Origin of the sequence: Pseudomonas sp. WS 5027, from assembly GCF_012985695.1 — a bacterium.
Taxonomy (GTDB): domain Bacteria; phylum Pseudomonadota; class Gammaproteobacteria; order Pseudomonadales; family Pseudomonadaceae; genus Aquipseudomonas; species Aquipseudomonas hygromyciniae.
On sequence record NZ_JAAQWU010000002.1, the window covers coordinates 92,862 to 118,495 of the forward strand.

19 protein-coding genes are annotated in these 25,634 nt (G+C 60.3%); 4 read left to right on the forward strand and 15 right to left on the reverse strand.

The features are described from left to right. Window positions 1–5 precede the first annotated feature (5 nt). Window positions 6–1,826, reverse strand: a complete 1,821-nt coding sequence (gene msbA / locus HBO09_RS03395; RefSeq protein ID WP_169992172.1) for a lipid A export permease/ATP-binding protein MsbA — start codon at window positions 1,824–1,826, stop codon at window positions 6–8. A gap of 124 nt (window positions 1,827–1,950) precedes the next feature. On the opposite strand from msbA, the gene HBO09_RS03400 reads away from it, so the two are divergent. After that, complete coding sequence (locus HBO09_RS03400; RefSeq protein ID WP_169992170.1) at window positions 1,951–2,607, forward strand: phosphotransferase; 657 nt, start codon at window positions 1,951–1,953, stop codon at window positions 2,605–2,607. Window positions 2,608–2,609: 2 nt separating this feature from the next. Here the strand turns inward: HBO09_RS03400 and HBO09_RS03405 are convergent, their stop codons facing one another. The 5 genes from HBO09_RS03405 to HBO09_RS03425 form a co-directional block, all read right to left on the reverse strand. Continuing rightward, window positions 2,610–4,016 (reverse strand): hypothetical protein, encoded by a 1,407-nt coding sequence (locus HBO09_RS03405; protein WP_346266400.1) that lies wholly within the window; start codon window positions 4,014–4,016, stop codon window positions 2,610–2,612. Between the two features lie 226 nt (window positions 4,017–4,242). Then, window positions 4,243–5,148, reverse strand: coding sequence for a glycosyltransferase family A protein (locus HBO09_RS03410; protein ID WP_262381169.1), 906 nt, complete (start codon window positions 5,146–5,148; stop codon window positions 4,243–4,245). Beyond that, entirely contained in the window at window positions 5,141–6,895 is a 1,755-nt protein-coding gene (locus tag HBO09_RS03415; protein WP_169992165.1) for a carbamoyltransferase, read from the reverse strand. Before HBO09_RS03415 ends, HBO09_RS03410 begins: the two co-directional genes overlap by 8 nt. Window positions 6,896–7,045: 150 nt before the next feature. Next, window positions 7,046–7,387, reverse strand: coding sequence for a YceK/YidQ family lipoprotein (locus HBO09_RS03420; protein WP_169992162.1), 342 nt, complete (start codon window positions 7,385–7,387; stop codon window positions 7,046–7,048). Beyond that, window positions 7,384–7,719 (reverse strand): YceK/YidQ family lipoprotein, encoded by a 336-nt coding sequence (locus HBO09_RS03425; RefSeq protein ID WP_169992160.1) that lies wholly within the window; start codon window positions 7,717–7,719, stop codon window positions 7,384–7,386. Before HBO09_RS03425 ends, HBO09_RS03420 begins: the two co-directional genes overlap by 4 nt. A 177-nt stretch (window positions 7,720–7,896) precedes the next feature. Here HBO09_RS03425 and HBO09_RS03430 point away from each other — a divergent pair, with 177 nt between their 5' ends. Next, entirely contained in the window at window positions 7,897–9,993 is a 2,097-nt protein-coding gene (locus tag HBO09_RS03430; RefSeq protein ID WP_169992158.1) for a TonB-dependent receptor, read from the forward strand. A 175-nt stretch (window positions 9,994–10,168) separates the two neighbouring features. On the opposite strand, the gene HBO09_RS03435 is transcribed toward HBO09_RS03430, so the two are convergent. From HBO09_RS03435 to glnE, 9 genes are all read right to left on the reverse strand, one after another. Next, window positions 10,169–10,465 (reverse strand): hypothetical protein, encoded by a 297-nt coding sequence (locus tag HBO09_RS03435; protein ID WP_169992156.1) that lies wholly within the window; start codon window positions 10,463–10,465, stop codon window positions 10,169–10,171. Between the two features lie 212 nt (window positions 10,466–10,677). Continuing rightward, window positions 10,678–12,129, reverse strand: a complete 1,452-nt coding sequence (locus HBO09_RS03440) for a lipopolysaccharide kinase InaA family protein (RefSeq protein WP_169992154.1) — start codon at window positions 12,127–12,129, stop codon at window positions 10,678–10,680. Continuing rightward, complete coding sequence (locus HBO09_RS03445; protein WP_169992152.1) at window positions 12,129–12,881, reverse strand: lipopolysaccharide kinase InaA family protein; 753 nt, start codon at window positions 12,879–12,881, stop codon at window positions 12,129–12,131. The genes HBO09_RS03440 and HBO09_RS03445 overlap by 1 nt, the downstream gene beginning before the upstream one ends. Next, entirely contained in the window at window positions 12,878–13,612 is a 735-nt protein-coding gene (locus HBO09_RS03450; RefSeq protein ID WP_169992150.1) for a lipopolysaccharide kinase InaA family protein, read from the reverse strand. The genes HBO09_RS03445 and HBO09_RS03450 overlap by 4 nt, the downstream gene beginning before the upstream one ends. Beyond that, window positions 13,612–14,418, reverse strand: a complete 807-nt coding sequence (gene rfaP / locus HBO09_RS03455) for a lipopolysaccharide core heptose(I) kinase RfaP (protein WP_169992148.1) — start codon at window positions 14,416–14,418, stop codon at window positions 13,612–13,614. Before rfaP ends, HBO09_RS03450 begins: the two co-directional genes overlap by 1 nt. Further along, complete coding sequence (locus tag HBO09_RS03460; RefSeq protein ID WP_169992146.1) at window positions 14,418–15,539, reverse strand: glycosyltransferase family 4 protein; 1,122 nt, start codon at window positions 15,537–15,539, stop codon at window positions 14,418–14,420. The genes rfaP and HBO09_RS03460 overlap by 1 nt, the downstream gene beginning before the upstream one ends. Then, window positions 15,539–16,600, reverse strand: a complete 1,062-nt coding sequence (gene waaC / locus HBO09_RS03465) for a lipopolysaccharide heptosyltransferase I (protein WP_169992144.1) — start codon at window positions 16,598–16,600, stop codon at window positions 15,539–15,541. Before waaC ends, HBO09_RS03460 begins: the two co-directional genes overlap by 1 nt. Window position 16,601: 1 nt before the next feature. Further along, a complete protein-coding gene (waaF, locus tag HBO09_RS03470; protein WP_169992142.1) occupies window positions 16,602–17,636 on the reverse strand; it encodes a lipopolysaccharide heptosyltransferase II in 1,035 nt (344 codons plus the stop codon). A 198-nt stretch (window positions 17,637–17,834) separates the two neighbouring features. Then, window positions 17,835–20,774: a bifunctional [glutamate--ammonia ligase]-adenylyl-L-tyrosine phosphorylase/[glutamate--ammonia-ligase] adenylyltransferase gene (gene glnE, locus HBO09_RS03475; protein WP_169992141.1), complete on the reverse strand. Its 2,940-nt coding sequence runs from the start codon at window positions 20,772–20,774 to the stop codon at window positions 17,835–17,837. Between the two features lie 383 nt (window positions 20,775–21,157). Between glnE and aceE the strand changes: the two genes are divergently transcribed. Both aceE and aceF read left to right on the forward strand, forming a co-directional pair. Then, window positions 21,158–23,803, forward strand: a complete 2,646-nt coding sequence (gene aceE / locus HBO09_RS03480) for a pyruvate dehydrogenase (acetyl-transferring), homodimeric type (protein ID WP_057958114.1) — start codon at window positions 21,158–21,160, stop codon at window positions 23,801–23,803. An 11-nt stretch (window positions 23,804–23,814) separates the two neighbouring features. Next, window positions 23,815–25,461 carry a dihydrolipoyllysine-residue acetyltransferase gene (gene aceF / locus HBO09_RS03485; protein ID WP_169992139.1) on the forward strand — a complete coding sequence of 549 codons (1,647 nt, stop codon included), beginning with the start codon at window positions 23,815–23,817 and terminating at the stop codon, window positions 25,459–25,461. Window positions 25,462–25,634 lie beyond the last annotated feature (173 nt).

Genomic DNA, 25,634 nt, shown 5'->3' on the forward strand with positions numbered 1-25,634 from the left:
GCGCCTCAATAGGCATCCGTCACATGGGAGGGCGCCACTGGGTCGCCCTCTTCGAACTCCTTGGCGTGCAAGCGGGCGTAGTAGCCATTCTTCGCCAGCAGCTCGACATGGGTCCCGCGCTCGACAATCTGGCCGTCGTCCATCACCAGGATCAGATCGGCTTTCTCGATGGTGCTCAGGCGGTGAGCGATCACCAGGGTCGTGCGGTTCTTCACCACATGGTCCAGGGCCGCCTGGATATGGCGCTCGGACTCAGTATCCAGGGCCGAGGTGGCCTCGTCGAGAATCAGCAGCGGCGCATCCTTGAGCAAGGCCCGGGCAATCGCGATGCGCTGGCGCTGGCCGCCGGACAGCAGCACGCCGTTCTCGCCGACCAGGGTTTCGTAGCCCTGGGGCATCTTCACGATGAACTCATCGGCGTACGCTTCGCGAGCGGCGTGGTGCACCGCGTCAGCTGGCGCGCCGGCCAGGTCACCATAGGCGATGTTGTTGGTCACGGTGTCGTTGAACAAGGTGACCTGCTGGGTCACCAGGGCGATTTGCCGGCGCAGGTTGCGCAGGGTGAAATCCTGCACGCGTACGCCATCGAGCAGAATCTGCCCCTGCTCATGCTGATAGAAACGAGGGATCAAGCCAGCCAGGGTCGACTTGCCGCTGCCCGAACGCCCCACCAGCGCGACCATTTGCCCAGGCTCGACGATAAAGCTGATGTCGTTGAGCACCTTCTTGTCGCTTTCGGGGTATTGGAAGCTGAGGTTGCGCACTTCAATGCGCCCAGCCAGACGCTCATGCTCAATCACGCCCTGGTCGACTTCCACCGGCTCATCCAACTGCTCGAAAATACTCTCGGCACCCGCCACACCCTTCTGGATCGTCGAGCTGACCTCGGAAAGCTGGCGAATCGGCTTGGGCAGCAGGCCGGCCATGGTGATATAGGCCACCAGGTCGCCCGGAGACGCATCGCCTCGCAAATACAGGACCAGGAACATGACCACGGCCATCGCACTGTAGGTCACCAGTTGCAACATTGGCGTGTACACCGCGCCGGTCTTGGTCATCGCCAGTTGCTTCTCGGTATTGCTCAGGCTTGCCTGCTCGAAGCGCACCTTTTCATACTGCTCACCGCCAAAGCTGCGGACCACGCGGTAGCCGTGGATCGTCTCGGAGGCCACATGGGTCACGTCGCCCATGGATACCTGGATTTTCTTGCTTTGCTTGCGGAATTTACGGCTGGTGCTGTTCACCATCATGCCGATCACCGGCAGGATCGCCAGCATTACCAAGGTCAGCTTCCAGTTCATCCAGACCAGGGTGCAGAACAGGAAAATCACGGTCATGCCTTCACGGATAACCACCTTGATCGCATCGGTGGCAGCACCGGTGACCATGGTGACGTTGAAGGTAATACGGGAAATCAGGTGGCCGGAGTTGTTCTTGTCGAAGAAGCGGTTTGGCAACTCCAACAGCTTGTTGAACAGCACCACGCGCAGGTCATGGACCAATCCCAGGGAAACCCGGGCCAGGAAGAAGTTACCGAGGAAAGAACCCACGCCCTGCCAGGCCGCGATCAGCACGATCATCAGCGGCACGGTTTCCAGCAGCTGCAACTTGCCCAGGTAGGGGTTGCCGGGGAACAGGCTGGCCTCGGGGTTCGCCAGGCCATCGACGAAATACTTGAGGATATAAGCGAGCATCGGCTGGGTCGATGCGAAGATCAGGAACCCGACGATACTCAGGATGAACAGACCCACATAAGGCCGTACGTAAGTCAGGAGGCGAAAGTAAATCGCCAGCGTCGACTGGGTTTTCGGTTCAGGACTGCTCATGGGAATCCGCGCAAATCAGTAAGGCGCGGATCATATCACAGGCCTCTTCGCCCCAAAAAACATGAGCAGGGGCCAGCCTTGCACCAAGTCGGTTAAGATAACCGGCTATTGATGGGAGTCAGGCATGCAAGTAATCGATCACAACACCTATGAGGCATTGCGCGCCGGCGCGCAGGTGCTGGAAGCCGATGGTTCTGGCGACAAGGTGCTCCGGTTGACCGATGGTTGCATGCTCAAACTGTTCCGGCGCAAGCGCCTGCTCAGTTCGGCGCTGTTCTACCCCTATGCACAACGCTTCGCCAACAACACCCGCGCACTGCAGCAACGAGACATCCCCTGCCCGCGCATCATTGCGGTGTATCGCATCCCCAGCATTGCGCGGGATGCGGTGTATTACAGCCCGCTGGCCGGGGAAACCATCCGCCAGCTTAAACTTGCCAAGGCCGACGCCGACGCCCTGCGTGAGCGCCTGGGCGGCTTCATTGCGCAATTGCACGAGAAGGGCGTGTACTTTCGTTCGCTGCACTTTGGCAACGTGGTCCTGACACCGGAAAACACCCTGGGCTTGATCGACATTGCCGACCTGAGCTGCCAGGCCAGCCCGCTGAGCCAGAGCAAACGGCGGCGCAACTTCAGCCATCTGCGACGCTACGCAGAGGATCGGCAATGGCTGTTGGGTGATGATGCCGGGCAAGCATTTTTCGACGGCTATCGCCAGGGCTTGCCGGCAGGCAGTCAACAGGCGCCACTGATTGAGCGCCTGCGACAACTACTGGACTGATCTCACTGGGTGATGATCAGTACTGTGGCGCCTCGGCGATTGGCGAAGCGCTCGACGATACGCAGGTTGCGCTCGGCCAGCCAACTGGTGAGCCAGGGCTCGTTGCCACGGGCTTCGATCAGGAAGTAGCGGAATTTATCCGCATAAGCCGGCGACATGGCCACTTCCCGGGTCAATTGCTGGAGCTGATAACCGCGACCAGCGTAATAGCCGATACGGCCATCATCGAAATACGCAGGAACATCCGGCTCGACATTCGCCTCCATCCAACGCCCCGCCTCTACGTACTGGACCTTGCCCGGCCCGGTAGACACCACATTGGACAGCATCACCAACAGGCCGACCGCCACCAGGGCCTTGCCCAGGCGCGGGAACTGTTGGGCAAACATCTGCAGCGCCAGCGCCAGCGCCGGTACAAACAGCAGGTTCAAGAAACTCATGTAACGCGCGTTCATGAACTGCTGCTGGATAAAGAACAGCAGCAACACCAACAGATACAACACCGCCGCCCAAGCAAAAGGCCGGTACTCATGCCAGTAGAGCTTGATTGCCTGCCAACTGCGCCCCCGTAAAAACGGCACGGCAAAGGGTCCGCAGATATTCACAAAACTGATGACCATGGCCGCCAGGATGCCAAAAAAGATGATGCGCCCCGTTTCATCCTGGGAGTACTTGTTGATCAGCGAGTTGGCGAACTGCTCGCGCAGCAAATCAAACGACGCCAAGACACTGCTCGGATTGATCAGGTCCAGATAGTAGGCAACGCGGGACGATGAAAAACCGCCAGTGGCCGAGACCAGCACCATCCCCGCCACCACACCCAGCAGCGGCAGCGCGACAAATTGCAGGAGTGCCAGGCGCCGTTCGCGGACCCACAGGCCAGGCAACTGCCACAAGCCCAACGCCGGCAACAGCAACAACGCCTCCAACCGGAACGCTGCCGCCGCGACAATCGCCAGATGGATGATTGCCGCCCGCAGCCATCCACCACGGGCCTGCCAGCGCATGGCCAGCCACAACGTCAGGATGCAGAAAAACCAGAAGCCGAACTCACGCAGGATCTCGCCACGAAACTGGTTGAACGCCGGCATCGCCAGCACCACCAGGCAGGCCCAGGGTGCAACCTGCACCGAGCGCTGGCGAACGCAGTCAACCAGAAGCGCACAGGTTCCAGCGGCAAACAGCGAACACCACAAGTAAGCACTCAGTTCTATGGGCAGGGCTGAAACCGAATGGGTACCCGCCAGGAGCAGGGAGAACCAGGGCCAGTTGAATACGGCAAAGGCGGATTTCGGGCCGTGGACTTGGACGTCCTGGGCAATGGTCAGGTAGAAAGCAGCATCACGCCCGACAGTCGCGGCGCCCAATACGGCGATCAGGGATAGCAGCAGACTCCCGAAAAAAGCCACTCGAACGGGATGTTCGACGACAACACTCAAAACCCGGGCCCACAACTTACTGCCTATACCAACCACACCCCGCTCCTTAAAACCTGGCGTCACATCGTGTGCACAAGATTTGAAAACATATGTTCCAGAAAACCACTGCACCGCCAAAACCCAACGCCTAGTCAATGCAATCAACCCAGGCGTTGTACAGGTAACTCTCGGCGTAGCGTAACAGGCTATAAAACGCTTACTTGAACATCAGCTGAAGTGCCTTGCGTGTGTACGACCAGCGCGTCAGAGCACGCCAGTCTGTACGTACCGCCTGGCAGTAAAACTGCTTGGCAAGCGCGTATTCCCCAGCACTGAAGCAATTGCGAAATAAAGACAGGCAGCGCTGCGCGAGAAACGCACTGCGCAAGCCTTGCAACTCTGCCGGCATACGCACTGGCGAAAACACCTCGTCCACCAGGCTCACGCCTGCTGCGACACTGTGATTGATGTCATGGCGCAAGCTGTCCGCGTGCTTGTAGATCAGCGCCAGCGGCTGGTCGATGACCGTGCAGGGCACGCGCGCCAGGGCCTGAGCAAACACCGGGATATCCTCGGCGTTGCGCATGCGTTCGGGGTAGTTGCCCACCGTGAAGATGTCCCGGTGCATGGCGCAGGCACCATTGGAGATCGCAATGGTCTTGTCCAGCAAATACCCGCGCACCCGCAGATATGGCGTAGCAGGCAACGGCTTGACGGCATGCAGACGGCGCTTGCCATCTTCAAATACCGACCAGTGGCCACCGATGATCAAGCGACTGTCCGGGTGAGTGGCAATATGCTGCCCGACCAGGGCCAGGGCACCTGGAGCCATTTCATCATCAGCGTCCAGGAACATCAGGTACTGGCCCGCAGACTCCTCAATGCCACGATTGCGCACCGAGGCCAGGCCGCCATTGGGCTTGCGCAGAGCCTGGAAACGCCCGGGGTGCTTGGCCATTAGGGCCTCCAGCACCTGCGGCGTCTCATCGGTAGAGCCGTCATCAATCACCAACAACTGCGCATCGGCTTCGTCGAGTTGCGCCAGCACCGACTCAACCGCACGCCCAAGGGTGCGCGCATAGTTATAGGCAGGGATGACGACGCCAATCAGTGCTTCAGTCAATGACTTGCCCTTCCACACCATCTTTGACCACCAGGATGTCCTCCATGATCAGGTACTGCAGGTCGGAGCCGAAGAACATGTTCAACGCGTCGGTTGGCGAGCAAATCATCGCTTCGCCACGGCGGTTGAGCGAGGTGTTCAGGGACACACCGTTGCCGGTCAGCACTTCCAGCTCTTTCATCATGTCGTAGTAGCGCGGGTTGTACTCGCGCTTGAGCACCTGGGCGCGGGAGGTACCATCTTCATGGACCACTTCCGGCACGCGGGTTTTCCATTCTTCCGACACTTCAAAGGTAAAGGTCATGAACGGGGCCGGGTGATCGACCTTGATCATCTGCGGGGCCACGGTGTCGAGCATCGACGGGCAGAAAGGCCTCCAGCGCTCGCGGAACTTGATCTGGTGGTTGATCCGGTCAGCCACGCCCACGGCGCTCGGGCAACCGATGATCGAACGACCGCCCAAGGCACGCGGACCGAACTCCATGCGCCCCTGGAACCAGGCCACCGGGTTGCCGTCGACCATGATCTGGGCGATGCGCTTGGGCATGTCATCGATCTGGCGCCACTTAGGCTTGCTCGGGTGCTTGGCGCACGCGGCAATCACTTCTTCGTTACTGTAGGACGGGCCGAGATAGACGTGTTCCATCTTCTCTACCGGTACGCCACGGGCATGGGACACATAGGCCGCCGCACCTACCGCGGTGCCGGCATCGCCGGACGCTGGCTGCACGAACAGCTCCTTGACGTCGTCGCGGGCAATGATCTTCTGGTTCAATTTGACGTTCAGCGCACAGCCGCCGGCGAAGGCCAGCTTGCCGGTTTCCTTGAGGATATCGCCCAGGTAATGGTCGATCATCTGCAAGGCCAGCTTCTCGAACAGCGCTTGCATGCTGGCTGCGTAGTGGATGTAAGGCTCGTCGGCGATGTCGCCTTCGCGCTTGGGACCCAGCCACTCGATCAGTTTTGGCGAGAAGTAGAAGCCCTTGCCTTTCTCTTTATAGCGGCGCAGGCCAATGACGTTGGCGTAGTCGGTGTTGATCACCAGCTCGCCGTTTTCAAAGGAGGCCAGGCGCGAGAAGTCGTACTTGCTGGCATCGCCATACGGCGCCATGCCCATGACCTTGAACTCGCCATCAAGCATCTCGAAGCCAAGGAACTCAGTGATCGCGCCGTACAGGCCGCCGAGGGAGTCCGGATCGTAGAATTCCTTGATCTTGTGGATCTTGCCGTTCTCGCCATAGCCGAAGAAGGTCGTGGCGTATTCGCCCTTGCCGTCGATCCCCAGGATCGCGGTCTTCTCCTGGAAGCCCGAGCAGTGATAGGCGCTGGAAGCGTGGGCCAGGTGGTGCTCAACCGGTTCGATCTTGATCTTCTTCGGATCAAAACCCAGTTGCTCCAGGCACCAGACAATCTTGTTGCGGTAGCGCTTGTATCGACGGTTGCCCATCAGGATCGCGTCGAGGGCGCGGTCCGGGGCGTACCAGTAGCGCTTGGCGTAGTGCCAGCGGGCCTCGCCGAACAAGCTGATCGGGGCAAACGGGATCGCCACCACATCAACGTCAGAAGGCTTGATGCCGGCTTGTTCCAGACAGAACTTCGCCGATTCGTAGGGCATGCGGTTCTTTGCATGTTTATCGCGTACGAAGCGCTCTTCTTCGGCGGCCGCGATCAGCTTGCCGTCGATATACAACGCTGCGGAAGGATCATGGCTAAGGGCGCCGGACAGGCCAAGAATCGTCAATGCCACTGGGGTCTAGCCTCTTTTAGTCTGCATGCAGGCGCTGACGCCTGAAAAATGTGTGCTCCTCGCCTCGGCGAGAAAAGCTAAAGGGCGGGATTATAGCTTAAAAGCGGCAAAACGCCTCTAGCGGCAAATGGCAGGGAGAAACAAGCGGCATCAGCGGAAGATCTCGATACTGCCATCACGGTGCTGACGATAGACCGTATACGGCAACATCAATGTATCGAGAACACCGGAGGCCATGAAATCGACAGCGACAGAAGGGATATCGTTGATGGCCTGGTCATTCATGCTCCTGCTGCCATTGGGCTCGCCGTTGAGCGAACAAAAACCATAGATCACACCACTGTAGATACGTGGCACATTTTCACAGTTGCTGCGCAGCGCCTTGAGGTTCTGGCTGGCAACTGCGTCTGGACGAAAGACCGTATTGACCGTGCTGCAACCGCCCGCAACCAGCAGGCAAGCGAGCAACAGGACTTTGGATGTACGACTCATGAACGCCTCGCCTGCCAGTAAATGCCAATGTTGCCATCAGTACTTTGCCGGTAAATAGTGTAAGGCAGCAAAACCGTGTCGACGGCACCTGACGCCACAATGTCCACCAACACCGCCGGCACCAGTACACCGGTAAAATCCGGCTGCGCATTGAGCAGGCAGAAATCGAAGGCTACACCGCTGTAGACCCGAGGAATGGATTGGCAATAGGTTTTTTGCTTGCGCAGCTCACGGGTTGCCGCAAGATCATCACGCAAGACCGTGTTGACTGTTCCGCAACCGCTCAACATCAGAGACATCACACTCAAGGCAGTTGTCACTTTCATGTTCATCACGCGTCTTCTCCTGGCTGTGCGCCACGCTAACATTGCCCCTGGCAGCACCCCAGATCAGACACGCCGATAGGCAACGTAAGAAAACTCTGAAATGGCAAAACCTGGCTGAATCGTTAAACTCGCGCCCTTTTTCGCACGCAGCCCCCTCTGCGTGCCACGAACACAGGCTTGCCCATGATCAATCACGCCCGTTTCACCCTGCTGCTGCCAGGCCTGTTTGCCTTGTGCAACACCGCTCTGGGCGACGACTCGCCGCTGATCCTCGATCCCAGCGTGGTAACCGGCTCGCGCAGCGCCAGCCCCAGCTTTGACCTGCCCTACTCGGTGGACAGCATCAGCCGTGAGCAGATCAGCGACGGCCAGTTGGGCATCAACGCCTCGGAGGCCCTGTCCCGTGTGCCAGGACTGGTGGTGCAAAACCGCCAGAACTACGCCCAGGACTTGCAGATTTCTTCCCGGGGTTTTGGCGCGCGCTCGGCGTTTGGCGTGCGCGGGATCAAGCTGATTGCCGACGGCATCCCCGCCAGCACCCCTGATGGCCAGGGCCAGGCCGCCACCTTCAATCTCGACACGGCAGACCGCATCGAAGTACTGCGCGGCCCAGCCGCCACCCTGTATGGCAGCAACGCCGGCGGGGTGATCCAGATGTTCTCGCGCAACGGCGAAGGCCCGCCCCGTATCGGCGCCGAAACCCTGGTCGGCAGCGACGGCCTGAACAAAAACCACCTCAGCGCCGAAGGCGCGGTGCAGGGCGCTGGTTTTGTCCTCGACGCCTCGCGCATGGACACCGACGGCTACCGCGACCACAGCAGCGCCCGCCGCGACCAGACCTTCGCCAAGCTCAACGTCGAGTCCGATGACGACAGCAAGCTGGCCCTGATCTACAGCAGCCTGGAGCAGAACGGCACCCAGGATCCACTGGGGCAAACATGGGCCGGCTACAAGGCTGACCCGCGCTCGGTCAGCAGCAACGCCCTGGCGTACAACACGCGCAAGAGCATTGATCACCAGCAGTTGGGGATGAATTACGAACGGTATATTGGCGATGCGACTTTGCAGGTCAATGCGTATACCGGGCGGCGGAGTGTGATTCAGTATTTGTCGATTCCCAAAGGCGCTCCCCCCAACGAGCTTGGCGGCGGCGGAGTGGTGCAGTTCGATCGCAAATTCTATGGCGCTGGCGTGCGCTGGATGCAGCCTATCAACAGTGCACCGGGCGAACTGATGATCATCACTGGCCTGGATTTCGATCAGAGCGAAGACAATCGTCACGGCTACAAGAACTACAGCGACAGTACCCTTGGCGTGAAAGGCGAATTGCGCCGTAATGAAATCGACACCGCCCGCAGCCTCGACCCATATATCCAGGCCAACTGGGCCATCGACCGCTGGACTCTGCAAGCCGGGCTGCGCCACAGCACCATGGAACTGGACGTCGATGACCATTTCTTTAGCAATGGTATTGGAGATGCCAGCGGCAACAAAACCTATCAAAAAAATACGCCCTCAGTGAGCGTGATGTACGCCTTCACCCCCGCATTACATGGCTACGTAAGCGCCGGCAAGGGCTTCGAGACCCCTACTCAGGCAGAACTGGCCTACGCTCCAGGAGACATCGAAGGCTTCAACTTTGGCCTGAAGCCATCCGAAAGCACTCAATACGAAGTGGGCTTGAAGGCGCAAGTGGACAACAATACGAAGGTCAACGCCGCCATATTCCAAATAACCACGGAAGATGAGCTGGTGATCAAGGCATCTAAGGATGGACGCACCAGCTACCAAAACGCAGGCCGCACCCTACGCCGCGGCTTCGAACTGGGCATGGAAAGCCAACTAAGCGAACAGTGGAGCGCCAACCTCGCCTACACCCGCCTGCAAGCCACCTATGACAGTGACTTCACTAACAACGGCAAAACCGTGGACAAGGGCAACTACCTGCCCGGAGTTCCGCAGACCACACTGTTCGCCGAGCTGAACTGGAAGCCACGGGACTGGGTCAGCACCGCCGTCGAAGGTATGTACCGCAGCAAGATCTATGTGGAAGACACCAACCAGAAGCATGCTGCTCCGGGTTACAGCGTGTTCAACTGGCGTGCGCGGTTTGAGCAGAAGGTCGAACACTGGACCTTTCACCAGACCTTACGCCTGGACAACCTGCTGGATCGCCAATACGTCGGCTCTGTGATTGTCGGCGACGGCAACGACCGTTATTACGAAGCCGCCCCGGGCAGGTCCTGGTATGCGGGTGCAGGAGCCCAATACAGCTTTTAAACGATACAAACCAATGGGCAACTTACGTTACCCATTGGCTCTCACATTAAAAAGACACTTCCTACAATCAAACTTCCAAACTTCTACTTTCTAAAAAACAACCAACCAACAAGCGCAATAAATAACTATAGATAAAAAGACCCACTCAACCTTTCAAGCATTTATTTATGAACCTTTAATTGCCGCCCCCATCCTGCCCATAAACCAACTCATGATCTATAGGCTCTCGATAGGGAGAGCCAAAGTTCACATAACCACCACCATTTTTGCCATCAGAAGCGGTTGGCTGCCATTCCTGGGTATCGGCGTTGAAAAATTCGGCGTCATCGCCAGCGGTTGTATCTGTAGGATTGCGCAGACCCGACTGCACCTTGTCTATTGGGCTTGGCGGATTCACCGGATCTATTGGTTTATTTTTACCAGCTAGATCACTGTAAAAAGAAAATGGATTAAAGCCTGTAATCGAAGTCATCTGCATACTCCTGGAATTAACATTTCGATCACTCAATGAAATCTATCTATATAAGATATTCCCATCAAGCGTCGAGACAACCTATTAACCCCAATGAGCAAAGTCCAGAGCACGACTTAATCAAAATATTAAGTCGCACCCCTAGCCATAGAAAACATTACGATTTCCCAACCCTGAAGAAATCACTACGACTTATGACGACCTAACGCAGATCACCTAACCAACTCGCTCAACTTGGGCAGCCGCTGATCAATCACTTGGTAAAGCGCGCTACTCTCAGGCCAATTGCGCATAAATCGTGCCCGATCCTTGGCGTAGGCCGCAGCAAAGCTACTCAGCCCCCCATGCTGGCACATCGAATCCAGATCAATCAGCACCCAACGCCCCCCCTGCCAGAACAGGTTGCGCCCCTTGAAGTCGCCATGACTGATCCGCTCGCGAATCAGTTCGCCAAACAAGCGCTCCAGGGCCACCAGCTCAGGCTCGGGCACCTCGCCGTTTTCTACATAAGGGGCCAGATGCTCAATCAGGTCTGGCCCGGCCAAGTGCTCGGTGACCAGATATGCCCGGCTGCGCAGCCAGAAAAAGCGCCGTTCCAGGAGAGCCAGGGGCTTGGGCGTGGCGATGCCCAGGAAGGTCAGGCGATTGCCTTCGCACCAGGCGTGCCAGGCGCGGCTTGGCCGCCAGAAACGCTTGAGCCAGTGCACAAACCCCTTGATGTTGTAGCGTTTGATCACCAGCGGCCGCCCGGCGACATCCACCCTGGCCACCGTGGCCGAGGCGCCACCCTTGTACAGCTGGCCTTGGCCGATAAGCTCATCGACGTTTGCCAGTACCGGCAGCAGGGTCGCCTCTTCTTCCCGGCGGATCGCCCGCAGCCCAAAGGCCCCGCGCACGACGCTGAACAAGGTGCACTCGCGGCCGACCTTGCCCAGGAAGTCTTTCAAGCGCCAGGCCCGCACTTTGTGCACCTGCTTTTGCAGGGCTTCGAGGGGCAACGCGTGTTCGCCATTGCTTAACAGGTAGTACACCAACAACTCTTCGGTAAACGGCTCGAGGTTGCTCGGCAACTGGGCAAAAAATACCCCGAGGTTTTCCAGTACCCGGTTGCGTGATAGGGGTTTGCCCGCCTGTTCGACGCAGATCCCGCCACCATCGATCAGATACAGCTTGTCGCCCTGACGCATCAGGTTGTCCAGGTGCAGATCTTCCTGCCACAGGCCCTTGGTGTGCATCTGTGCAATTGCACCCAGCGCTTGCGCCAGAACCTCTTGTTGCTCATCGGCCAATGGCGGCAAGGCTTCGACTGCCGTCCAGTCATCGGCCAGGCTCCGGGCCCCTTCCAGGAACTCGAACAGTAACCAGCCGCCCTCACCGTCTTGCAGACCGTCAGCCAGCAACAGCGGCGTGCTCAGGCCTTGTTCGGCCAGCAGGCGCGCGCCCTGGAGTTCACGCTGAAAATGCCGGGCGGCGCTGCCACCCACCAGCAACTTGGCCAGCACCGGCCGGCCGCGCCAGATCGCCGCGCCCACATAACGCTGGCCCGGCAACACCCGCAATAGGCTCAGCAACTGCAATTGCCCTGGGCCTGCCGCATCCGCCAACTCGATACTCAAGGGCAGCGTAGGCGTGCGCCCGGCATTTTTGAGTTCAGACAAGCGCATCAGCGGGCCTCCTTATGACTGCGCCGCCCAGCCAGGTAACTTGCCCAGGTATCCACCAGGGAGCTGTCCACCGGCTGGTCGAGGTAGGCCGCCAGAAATTGTCGCACTTGCTCTGCGGTCCAGGCCCCGGCACGGCGCAGCAATGGCTCAAGGTCTTTGACCCGATCACGCCGGCCCAGCAACAGCGGCCGGGTTTTTTCCAGGTCGATCAGCTGCGCCGCGTAACCGTCGCCGGTGGCCTGCAGGAAGATATGCTTGGGGTAAAAACAGCCATGCACCTGGCCGACGCCATGGAGCTTGCGCGCCAGTTGACCGCAGGCCACGAGGATCGCATGGTGCTGGGCATCGCTCAGGGCTGGCCACTGCTCCAGCAGCGAATCCAGGTCATTCCAGCCATCCAGCGCGCGGGTCAGCAGCAAGGCGCGATACTCGCCAGCGACTTTGCGCTCACCATAAAAAGCGGCCTGCAAAGCCGGGATCGCCTTCTGCCGATAGCGGCTGATATTACGGAACTCACGGGCAAAGGTCGGCTCGCCAAACGGCCGATGCAGGGTACGCGTCAGGTAGTTGCTCTGGCGCTTGAGGTAAAAGCCACGGCCCTCCAGCTCCAGACGGAACACGCTGCTCCAGCCGCCGCGACTGGTGTTGGGCTCGTCCACCGCGTCCAGTTGCCTGGCCCACAGGGCGTCAAAGTCAGCCAGGCCATTGCGCTCCAGCAAGGCCCGGTCTTCAGTTGCCAGGAAGTCGTTCATTCGCGTCCCTCGAAAAACTTCAGCACGTGGCGGATCCGCTGTTTATCCGATGCCCCCAGGTGCTTGCGCCGACGATATTGCATGTAGAAGCGTAGGCGCTGGGTGGCCGACAAGTGGTATTTGGCAACTTTGTCCAAGCACGCCAAGTCCTTGGTGATCCGGTACTTGAGCCAGAACCCGCGCCAGAAGTCGCCGTTGGGGCAGTCGATCAGGTACAGGGTCTGCTGGTCGTCGATCAACAGGTTGCGCCACTTCAAATCGTTATGGGTAAACCGGTGGTCGTGCATGGTCCGGGTATATTCGGCGAGCTGGCGGCTGACCTTGTCGACCCACACCGGGTCGGACAATTGCGGGTCCTTGCGTTCAGCCAGGGCCGCCAGGTCTTCGGTGCGTGGCAACTCGCGGGTGATCATCGCCCCACGATCATAGGCCAGGCCCTTGCGCTCCAGGCCCCAGGCTACGACTTCGGCTGTAGGGATGCCCCACTTGGCGAAGCGCTTGAGGTTCTGCCACTCGGACTTGACCCGTGGCTTGCCCAGGTACCGGCGCAAGCCTTTGCCAGCGCCGGTGTAGCGCTTGACGTAATAGTTGACCCCGCCGCGTTCCACGCGAATCACTTCGGACAGCGGATCACGGGTCAGCCGCTCGCCTTGCAGGGCAAACACTGCGTCGAGGCTACCAAAATCGTCCACAAGCTCCGAGTAAGCAGGTTCCAGGTTCCAACCCGCCATCAGAGTGCACCTCCGTACCGGACTTTGCGGTCATAGAGCTTGCCGGCCTTGCGCTCCAGCCACTGCAGCAACGCGCCTTCCTCGGCCAGGATCTGGCGCAGGGGCTGCTGGAAGTAGCCTTTGAGGAAGCGCAACTTGTCGCGGCGGGTCAGGCCGATATCCAGGATCGAGAAATACAGGGCTGCCAGGTCCTTGTTGCGCCAGCGCTGGCTGATGCGTGGCCGCACCTGGGCGCGGTGCAGGTCGATCACCGAGAGTTTGAAATCATCGGCGGTCACCGGCTTGTCGGTGTGCAGCAGGAAATGACAGATGTAGCAGTCACGATGATTGACGCCAGCGCGATGCATCATCCCTGTCATACGGGCCACTTCGGCAATCAGCGCGCGCTTGAGGCGTGGCTCGGGCGGCTGCTTGAGCCAATCCATGCTCAAGTCTTCCAGGCTGATGGTCGGCGCCAGTTCCTCGGTGACAATAAAAGAATGCTGGTCGGCCGGGTTGGCGCCGCGTTCGCCATAGGCCACGGCGGTCATGGTCGGTACGCCCACTTCGTGCAGGCGCTGGATTGCCTGCCACTCCTGCCCGGCGCCCAGCACCGGCAATTTGGCGGTGAGCAAATTCTTGAAGATCTCACCCCAGCCGATGCCACGGTGGATTTTCACAAAGTAGCCGCGCCCATCCACCTCGGTACGCAAGGTGCGACGGGCTTCCAGTTCACGGTAAACCTCGCCGTTCAACAGCTCGACTTCGGTGAACGCATCGCGTCCGGCCCAAAGGCTCTTGAACGGTTCGGCAAGAATCAACTTCATCAGTGTTGCTCCGCCAGAATTACATCCGCAGCGTGCTGCGGCATGCTATAGAGGTCGGCCGTCTCGGCGAAGGCCAGACCATTGCGGCTCCAGGCCGCACGTTGCTGCTGATCGCTGAGCATCCCAGCCAGATATTGGTTGAGCTGGGCCTGCTCGAAAGGTTCGTCCAGTACGCGGCCGCAATCGGCCTCGCTGATGTAATGGGCATACCCACACACCGCCGTGACCAATACCGGCAACCCGGCCACCAGGGCTTCGAGCAGTACGGTCCCGGTGTTTTCGTTGTACGCCGGGTGAATCAACAGGTCGGCGCCCAGCAGGAAACGCGGGATATCACTGCGCCCCTTGAGGAACTGCACATTGTCGCCCAGCCCCAAGGTAGCACTCTGCAATTGGAATACTTTGGGGTCGTCCTGGCCAATTACAAACAGACGGGTGCGCTTTTTCAGGTCTGACGGCAGTGCGGCCAGCGCCTTGAGGCTGCGGTCCACACCCTTGGTCTTGAAGCCCGAACCGATCTGCACCAGCAGCAAGTCGTCGTCCGCAAGGTTGAATTCGGCGCGGAAGCCGGCGCGGATCTCAGCCGCATTCGGCGGCGCCCGACGGTCCTGGGCGATACCCGGCGGCAACAGGTGGAAGCGCTCCAGCGGCGTGTCGTAATGCTTGATAAACAGCGGTTGCTGGACCTCGGAGATCATCAGCACTTCAGTCTTGGCGTCCTTGGCAAACACCGCGCGTTCGTACTCGGAAAAATGCCGATAGCGGCCAAAACTGCGGTACAGCGAGTGGCGCAGGTTCTGCGCCTTGTCTTCAAAACAGCCGTCTGCCGCGTAGTACACATCCAGGCCAGGCATTTTGTTGAAGCCGATCAAGCGGTCCACCGGGCGCTTGGCCAGGTCGGCCTGCATCCAGGCGGTCAGCTTCTCGTTACGCCGATGATTGAAGAACGCCTTGACCGGCGCCACCAGCACTTCAAAACCGGGGGGCACGTCGCCTTCCCAGATCAGGGTGTAGACGCGAATCTGGTGGCCGCGCTGCTGGCACTCCAGGGCGATGCGCATGAAGTCGCGCTGCAAGCCACCAAAGGGGAAATATTTGTACAGTACAAATGCCAGTTGCATCAGTGCAGCTCCTCAGCCAATAACAACGTGCTCAGTCGGCTGGCCACACGCTCAGGGTTCAGGCGAGTAAAGCACAGCGGCCACTCGCGCTTGAGATCAAACCGGCGCTGGTCTTCGGCGGTCGGTTGGTAGGTGCATTTCTTTTGCAGGCACGGCGCGCAGGGGAAGTCGCTGCCCAAATGGATCTGCGCCTTGCCATAGGCACCGGTCAGGCCCGGGTTGGTCGGGCCGAACAGAGAGATCGTCGGCACATCCAGCGCGGCGGCCAGGTGCCCGAGGCCGGTATCCACGGCCACACAAGCCCTGGCGCCGGCCAGTACCCGCGCCACGCCCGCCAGGTTCAGCTTGGGCAGGACTTCGGCATTGGCCAGGCCTTGGGCCAGGCGTTCGGCGCGGGCTTTTTCGGCAGCATTGCCCCACGGCAACTTGACGTCCACCCCCAGGCTGCCGATGCGCTCAGCCAGGTCGCGCCAGTAGGCTTCGGGCCAGTGCTTGGTGTCCCAGGTAGTGCCGTGCAGCAGCAGCACGAAAGGTTTCTTCGGCGGCAGGCCCAGCAGTTTTTCAGTGCTCAGGCCGTAATCCCCCAAGCCTTTAGGCAAGTCATAGCCCAGGGCCACGGCGAACAACTGGCGCAGGCGCTCAACCGCATGCTGGCCACGGGCAACCGCCAGGCGACGGGAGTAGAAACGTGCGGCGATGGGCTCGCGAGCTGAATTCTTGTCAAAACCCGCCACCGGCGCCCGCACATAGCGGGTCAGCCAGGCGCTTTTAAGCAGGCCCTGGGCGTCGATCACCAGGTCATATTTGGTGGACTGGATCTGCTTCTTGAAGCGGCGCCATTCGCCACTCTTGAAGGTCTGCCAGAGGTTCTTACGCCAGCGGCGAATCGCCACTGGGATCACCTTGTCCACCGCCGGATGCCAAGTGGGGATTTCGGCGAAGCCCTCTTCCACCACCCAGTCGAAGCGAATCCCCGGAATCGCCCGGGCCGCGTCGGTCAATGCCGGCAAGGCGTGGATCACGTCGCCCAGGGATGAGGTCTTGATTACCAGTACCCGCAACTCAATGAACCTCGACCACGTTGCCCTGCAACCGCTGCAAGGCCTCGGCTACCGAGTCGGGCAGCAACTGGCGCAGGCAATTGTAGTGGCCGAAACGGCAGGTGCGGTCAAAGCACGGGCTGCAATCCAGGCCCAGGCGCACCACTTCGACCTTGTCGGCCAATGGCGGGGTAAAGCCTGGCGACGTGGAGCCGTACACCGCCACCAGCGGGCGGTTCAGCGCGGCGGCCACATGCATCAGGCCGGAGTCGTTGGACACCACCGAATCGGCGCAGGACAGCAGGTCGATGGCCTCGGCCAGGGACGTATCGCCACTGAGGTTGACCGCTTCTTCGCGCAGGCCGGGGATCAGGCGTTGGCGGATGTCTTCACCCACCGAGTGATCGTTTTTCGAGCCAAACAGCCAGACTTGCCAGCCCTCGCGGATTTTCAGTTCGGCGACCTTCGCGTAATGCTCCGACGGCCAGCGCTTGGATTCGCCAAATTCGGCGCCCGGGCACAGCGCCAGCACCGGTCGATCGAGGGTCAGGCCGAACTTGGCCAGGGCCCCGTCGCGGGTGACCGGATCGATTTGCAGGCTTGGCCGTGGATACGGCGTCGGCAACTGCGCATCGGGCGCGTAGGCCAGGGCCATGAAACGCTCGATCATCAGCGGGTAGCGGGCCTTGTCGAGCTTGCGCACATCATTGAGCAGGCCATAGCGGAACTCGCCGCGCCAGCCGGTACGCTTGGGGATGCCGGCAAAGAATGGCACCAGCGCCGACTTCATCGAGTTGGGCAAGAGGATCGCCTGATCGTACTGGCCGGCCAGGGACTTGCCGATCCGTCGCCGGGTCGCCAGTTCCAGCGCGCCATGGCCGAGCGGGAAGCTCAAGGCCTGCCGGACTTCGGGCATGCGCTCCAGGATCGGCCGGCTCCACTCAGGGGCGAGCACGTCGATTTGGCAGTCGGGATGACGCTGTTTCAGGCACTGGAACAGTGTCTGTGCCATCACCATGTCACCGACCCAACTGGGCCCAACGATCAGAATATTCATGTAGTTTCCACAAACGATTCGGGGAGGCTCATGCCTCCCCGCCTCGATAATTACTGTAGGTCACGGCTTGTGTGGGAGCGGGCTTGCCCGCGATAGCATCACCGCGTGCTGTCAGCCAGACCGCAGCGCCTGCATCGCGGGCAAGCCCGCTCCCACCCAAAGCCGGTCTCCACATTCAATTGGGGTCGCTGTAGTGTTTTAGCTTAACCCCAGTTCTTGCCAGATCCGTTTCACCTGCCGCCGTTCGTCGGCAAACTGATCCCCGGCAACCACACCCGCCTCATTCTGCAAGGCCTGGCGATGGGCCGCCGAGCGGTAGGCCTTATACACCTCGCGCAGCAAGTGGGCATCGGCGGCGGGCATCAGCCCGACCTGCTCCAGGCCTTCCAGGATGCGGATATTGTCGGTGTAGCGCAGCAACGATGGATGTTGCGCAGACCACGCCAAAGCGGCGTATTGCACCATAAATTCAATATCGACGATACCTCCGGCGTCCTGCTTGAGATCGAACACCGCCGTGGGCTCGAAGGCATTCGCCGCCGTGCCGGCCCCGGTCGACTTGGTGCCCAGGTTATCCCGCATCTTGGCACGCATCTCGCTGACCTCCTGGCGCAGCTTCGCCAGGTCCTGCGTGCGCCCCAACACCCGCGCCCGCACGCCTTCAAACGCGCGGCCCACGTCCTGGCTGCCGACCAATACCCGTGCCCGCACCAGGGCCTGATGCTCCCAGGTCCAGGCCTCGTTTTCCTGATAACGGGCAAAGGCCCCCAGGGAGCTGACCAGCAGCCCGGATGCGCCAGAAGGTCGCAGACGCATATCCACTTCGTACAACTGCCCGGAGTTGGTCTGGGTGGTCAACAGGTGAATGATCCGCTGGCCGAGACGGGTAAAGAACTGCGCGCCATCGATCGGCTTGGCGCCGTCGGTTTCGGCCTGCGGGTCACCGTCATGGATAAACACCAGGTCCAGGTCCGAGCCGTGCCCCAACTCGATGCCGCCGACCTTGCCATAGCCGACAATAATGAATCCGGGATCGCACAAGGTGCCGTCCAGGCGTTGCGGCGTGCCGTGGCGCGCCACGGTCTGGCGCCAGGCTAGGGCCAGCACTTGCTCAAGAATCGCCTCGGCAAGCCAGGTCAGGTAGTCGCTGACTTTCATCAGCGGCAGGCTGCCGGCGATTTCCGACGCAGCGACGCGCAGGCGGTGAGCCAGTTTGAAGTGGCGCAGGGCTTCCATCTGCTGCTCAAGGTCATCCTCGGGGATGCGCGTAAGGCGCTCGCGCAATTCGGCGGCCAACTCCGGCGCCAAGGGCGGCTTGAACAGCCGGCCTTCATTGAGCAATTCGTCCAGCAGCAGCGGGAAGCGGGTGATCTGCTCGGCAATCCACGGGCTGGCAGCACACAGGGTCAACAGCCGACGCAGGGCGTCAGGATTTTCGGTCAATAGCACCAGATAAGCGGAACGCCGCGCCACCGCTTCCACCAGCGGCAGTACGCGCTCCAGCACCAGGTCCGGGTTGGCGTGTTCGACCGCCTGGGCCAACAGGCGCGGGATAAACGCGTCCAGACGCTCACGCCCCAGGCGTTGCATCGCCCGCAACTGAGGGCTGCCGCGCAGGCTGGCCAGGGCCTTCAGGGCCTTGGGCGCATCGGCAAAGCCACCTTCGGCCAATTGGCGACAGGCGGCTTCCTCATTCTGGGACTCCTCCCACAAGGGCAGCCACTCGCCACCCACCACCAACTCGCTTTCTACGCCCTCTTCTTCGTCGGGATCGGCAATCACCTGGCGGAAATGCCAGTCCACCCGGCCACGCCAGTACATCAATTGCTCATGGAACGCGGACCAGTCGGCAAAGCCCATCATGAACGCGATCCGCGCCTGGTCTTCGTCAGTGTTGGGCAGCATCTGTGTCTGGCGATCAGCGATGGCCTGGATCGCATGTTCGGTGTAACGCAGGAATTCATAGCCGCTGCGCAACTCGGTAATCACCGCCGGCGGCAGGTAACCCTGGCCTTCCAGGGTGCCCAGCACCTTCAGCAACGGCCGCTGTTGCAGGCTGAGGTCGCGGCCGCCGTGAATCAGCTGGAATGCCTGGGCAATGAACTCCACCTCGCGGATGCCGCCCGCGCCCAGCTTGATATTGTCGGCCATGCCCTTGCGCCGCACTTCCTGCTGGATCAACTGCTTCATGGTGCGCAGCGCTTCGATCGCGGAAAAGTCCAGGTAGCGTCGGTAGACGAACGGGCGCAGCAGGTCGAGCAATTGCGCACCCGCCACCTGGTCACCGGCCACTACCCGCGCCTTGATCATTGCGTAGCGTTCCCAGTCGCGCCCCTGGTCCTGGTAGTACTGCTCCAATGCATTGAAACTCAGCACCAGCGCCCCGGCGGAACCATAAGGCCGCAGACGCATATCGACGCGGAACACAAAGCCATCGACGGTCATTGGGTCCAGGGCCTTGATCAGCTTCTGGCCCAGGCGGATAAAGAATTCCTGGTTGTCCAGGGCGCGCTTGGCCCCCACGGTCTCGCCGCCCTCGGGGTAGGCGAAGATCAGGTCGATGTCCGACGACAGGTTCAACTCCACCGCGCCCAGCTTGCCCATGCCGAGGATGACCATCTGCTGCGGCTCGCCGCTGCGCCCGCCGGTGGGGGTGCCGAATTGCGCGCAATGGCGCTGGTACAGCCACTGGTAAGCCTGGTCGATGCTGGCGTCGGCCATGTCCGACAGGTCGCGGCAGGTCTGCACCAAGTCCGCCTGTCGGGTCAGGTCGCGCCAGATAATCCGCACTTGCTGGCGAGTGCGCTGGCGACGCAGCACGCGGCCCAGCTCATCTTCTGTTTCAGCCTGCTGCACAGCTGCGGCAATCTGCCCACACAGCTCATCGGGTGCAAAGCCACGATCCAGTTCGCCCCAGGCCACCAGCTCAAGCAACATCAAAGGGTCACGAACACTCTGTTCAATCACAAAATCACTGGCGGCGCATACCCGGGCAAAGTCGGCCCAACGTTGCGGCGTCCACGCGCACAGGCCATGATCGGCATCCAGCATGGCCACTGCGTCACGAAATGACTGCTCGGCCCGGCTGGCAAACGGCAACAGAACGGCAGGGAGTTCAACCAGCATTGGAAGGCTCATGGTCTATCCTTGGTCGGCGTGTAAATGGCTTGTGGCTGAGAACGCAAGAACCACGCTCGATGAAGGACTGTCGAACAAAAGTTAGAAATAGCTGAAAACTCATTAATTTTGGCAGGCAACATTAAACTTCTACCTTTTCTTGTTCGCAAAAGATCAACAATAACGATTATGCTCACCAGCCAGACCGAGCCATACGCTCAGTCTTGTGTAGTTTTACTACTCGTATATACATTCGAAAGGCTGAAATGGCCGACGATTTGTAGTAAAACTACAGGACGCCGAAGCAACCTTCGGCCATCCAAGAATTTATGTCGTCTGCCCACAAGGCCAGTCGCAAACTTCAGGCAACCGATTCTGGTAGCCTTTCCGCCCTGGAGCAAGCCATGCAAGACCTCGATCCCGTCGAAACCCAGGAATGGCTGGACGCCCTGGAATCGGTTCTCGACAAAGAAGGCGAAGACCGTGCGCATTACCTGATGACCCGTATGGGCGAACTCGCGACCCGCAGCGGCTCGCAACTGCCCTACGCCATCACCACGCCATACCGCAACACCATCCCCGTTACCCACGAAGCACGCATGCCTGGCGACCTGTTCATGGAACGCCGCATTCGCTCGCTGGTACGCTGGAACGCGATGGCGATGGTTATGCGCACGAACTTGAAAGATTCTGACCTGGGCGGTCACATCTCCAGCTTCGCTTCCAGCGCAACCCTGTATGACATCGGCTTCAACTACTTCTTCCAGGCCCCGACCGAAGAACACGGCGGCGACCTGATCTACTTCCAGGGCCACACCTCGCCAGGCGTCTACGCCCGTGCGTTCATGGAAGGTCGCATCACCGAAGACCAGATGAACAACTTCCGCCAGGAAGTCGACGGTGGCGGCCTGTCGTCGTACCCGCACCCTTGGCTGATGCCTGACTTCTGGCAGTTCCCGACCGTATCCATGGGTCTGGGCCCGATCCAGGCGATCTACCAGGCACGGTTCATGAAGTACCTGGAAGCCCGTGGCTTTATCCCCGAAGGCAAGCAGAAGGTCTGGTGTTTCCTGGGCGACGGCGAGTGCGACGAGCCGGAATCCCTGGGCGCCATCTCCCTGGCCGGCCGCGAAAAGCTGGACAACCTGATCTTCGTCATCAACTGCAACCTGCAGCGCCTCGACGGCCCGGTTCGCGGCAACGGCAAGATCATCCAGGAACTCGAAGGCGTGTTCCGCGGTGCTCAATGGAACGTGACCAAAGTCATCTGGGGCCGTTTCTGGGACCCACTGCTGGCCAAGGACGTCGACGGCATCCTGCAACGTCGCATGGACGAAGTCATCGACGGCGAGTACCAGAACTACAAAGCCAAAGACGGCGCGTTCGTACGTGAACACTTCTTCAACACGCCTGAACTCAAGGCGATGGTTGCAGACTTGTCCGACGACGAGATCTGGAAACTCAACCGTGGCGGCCACGACCCGTACAAGGTCTACGCGGCGTACCACGAAGCGGTCAACCACAAAGAACAACCTACCGTCATCCTGGCCAAGACCATCAAGGGTTATGGCACCGGTGCCGGCGAAGCGAAGAACACTGCGCACAACACCAAGAAAGTCGACGTCGACAGCCTGAAGTTGTTCCGCGACCGCTTCGACATCCCGGTCAAGGACGAAGAGCTGGAGAACCTGCCGTTCTTCAAGCCGGAGCCAAACAGCGCCGAAGCCCGCTACCTCAGCGAGCGTCGCACTGCACTGGGCGGTTTCGTGCCACAGCGCCGCGCCCAGAGCTTCAGCGTACCGACACCGGACCTCAGCACCCTCAAGGCAATCCTTGACGGTTCGGGCGACCGTGAAATCTCCACCACCATGGCCTTCGTGCGGATCCTCGCGCAGTTGGTCAAGGACAAGGAAATCGGCCCGCGCATCGTCCCGATCATCCCGGACGAAGCCCGTACCTTCGGTATGGAAGGCATGTTCCGTCAGTTGGGCATCTACTCCTCCGTCGGCCAGCTCTACGAGCCAGTCGATAAAGACCAGGTGATGTTCTACAAAGAAGACAAGAAGGGCCAGATCCTCGAAGAAGGCATCAACGAAGCGGGCGCCATGAGCTCCTTCATCGCTGCCGGTACTTCGTACTCCAGCCACAACCAGCCGATGCTGCCGTTCTACATCTTCTACTCGATGTTCGGCTTCCAGCGCATCGGCGACCTGGCCTGGGCTGCCGGCGACAGCCGTACCCGTGGCTTCCTGATCGGCGGCACCGCCGGCCGTACCACGCTCAACGGCGAAGGCCTGCAACACGAAGACGGTCACAGCCACATCCTGGCTGCCACCATCCCGAACTGCCGCACCTTTGATCCAACCTACGGCTACGAGCTGGCGGTGATCATCCAGGACGGCATGAAGAAGATGACCGAAGAGCAGCAGGACGTTTTCTACTACATCACTGTGATGAACGAGTCCTACCAGCAACCTGCCATGCCGGCCGGTGTTGAAGAGGGCATCATCAAGGGCATGTACCTGCTCGAAGAAGACACCAAGGAAGCGGCCCACCACGTCCAACTGATGGGCTCCGGCACCATCCTGCGCGAAGTGCGTGAAGCGGCGAAGATCCTGCGTGAAGAGTTCAACGTCGGCGCTGACGTGTGGAGCGTTACCAGCTTCAACGAACTGCGTCGCGACGGCCTGGCCGTGGAACGCAGCAACCGTCTGCACCCAGGCCAGAAGCCTGCGCTGAGCTACGTCGAAGAGTGCCTGGCTGGCCGTAAGGGTCCGGTTATCGCCTCTACCGACTACATGAAGCTGTTTGCTGAACAAATTCGCCAGTGGGTCCCGTCCAAGGAATTCAAAGTTTTGGGCACCGACGGTTTCGGTCGCAGTGACAGCCGCAAGAAGCTGCGTCACTTCTTCGAAGTCGATCGTCACTTCGTGGTGTTGGCAGCCCTGGAAGCCTTGGCTGACCGTGGTGAGATCGAACCCAAGGTGGTGGCTGATGCCATCGTCAAGTTCGGGATCAACCCGGAAAAACGCAACCCACTGGACTGCTGAGGAAACTATCTGTGAGCGAGCTCATTCGCGTACCTGACATCGGCAGCGGTGAAGGTGAAGTAATTGAACTGTTTGTGAAGGTCGGCGACAAAGTCGAAGCCGACCAGAGCATCCTGACCCTGGAATCGGACAAGGCGAGCATGGAAATCCCTGCTCCCAAGGCCGGCGTGGTCAAGAGCCTGAAAGTGAAGCTGGGCGACCGCCTGAAAGAAGGCGACGAACTGCTGGAACTGGAAATCGAAGGTGCCGCTGACGCGGCACCGGCGGCGGCGCCTGCTGGCGCTGCTGCCCCTGCGCCGGCTGAAAAGCCAGCTGCTGCTGCCGAGGCCCCAGCGGCCCCGGCTGCTGCACCGGCGGCAGCGACTGTCCAGGACATTCACGTCCCGGACATCGGCTCGTCGGGCAAAGCCAAGATCATCGAACTGCTGGTCAAAGTCGGCGACACCGTCGAAGCCGACCAGTCGCTGATCACCCTGGAGTCCGACAAGGCCTCCATGGAAATCCCATCGCCGGCTGCCGGCGTAGTGGAAAGCATCGCGGTCAAGCTGGAAGACGAAGTCGGCACTGGCGACTTCATCCTCAAGCTGAAAGTCGCGGGTGGCGCTGCCCCGGCTGCGGCCCCAGCGCCAGCCGCTGCTGCTCCTGCCGCCAAGGCTGAAGCTGCACCTGCCGCCGCTCCGGCTCCTGCGGCAAAAGCCGAAGCTGCCCCGGCCCCGGCTGCTGCCCCTGCGCCAAGTGGTGCCAAGGCTCACGCCGGCCCTGCCGTGCGTCAACTGGCCCGTGAATTCGGTGTCGAGCTGAGCGCTGTCAGCCCAACCGGCCCACACGGTCGCGTGCTCAAGGAAGACGTGCAGGTCTACGTCAAATCCATGATGCAAAAAGCCAAGGAAGCTCCGGCTGCCGGCGCTGCTACCGGTGGTTCGGGCATTCCGCCGATCCGCACCGTAGACTTCAGCCGCTTCGGCGAAATCGAAGAAGTGCCGATGACGCGCCTGATGCAAATCGGCGCAGCCGGTCTGCACGCCAGCTGGCTGAACATTCCGCACGTGACTCAGTTCGACCAGGCCGACATCACCGACCTGGAAGCTTTCCGCGTTGCGCAGAAAGCCGTGGCCGAAAAGGCCGGCGTGAAACTGACCGTACTGCCACTGCTGCTCAAGGCCTGCGCGCACCTGCTCAAGGAACTGCCGGACTTCAACAGTTCGCTGGCACCAAGCGGCAAAGCGATCATCCGCAAGAAGTACGTGCACATCGGCTTTGCGGTCGACACCCCGGATGGCCTGCTGGTACCGGTCATCAAGAATGTCGACCAGAAGAGCCTGCTGCAACTTGCTGGCGAAGCGGCTGCACTGGCGGCCAAGGCCCGCGACAAGAAGCTGACTCCGGACGACATGCAAGGCGCCTGCTTCACCATCTCCAGCCTCGGGCACATTGGCGGCACTGGCTTCACGCCAATCGTCAACGCGCCGGAAGTGGCGATCCTCGGTGTTTCCAAGGCCACCATCCAGCCTGTGTGGGACGGTAAGGCCTTCCAGCCGAAGCTGATGCTGCCGTTGTCGCTGTCCTACGATCACCGTGTGATCAATGGCGCGGCCGCTGCACGCTTCACCCAGCGCCTGAGCCAGTTGCTGAACGATATCCGCACCATCCTGCTGTAAGCCGCAGCGGCCTCCCCCTTCAACGGGGAGGCTGGCTGCAACGATTTCCGAGCGCCACGCTCGTACCTCAACCCCGCCAATTTGGCGGGGCTTTTTTTTGCCTGTTTGAATTGCCCGTGCCCCTTCTGTAGGAGCGAGCTTGCTCGCGAAAAACTCGAGGACGCCACACTCAT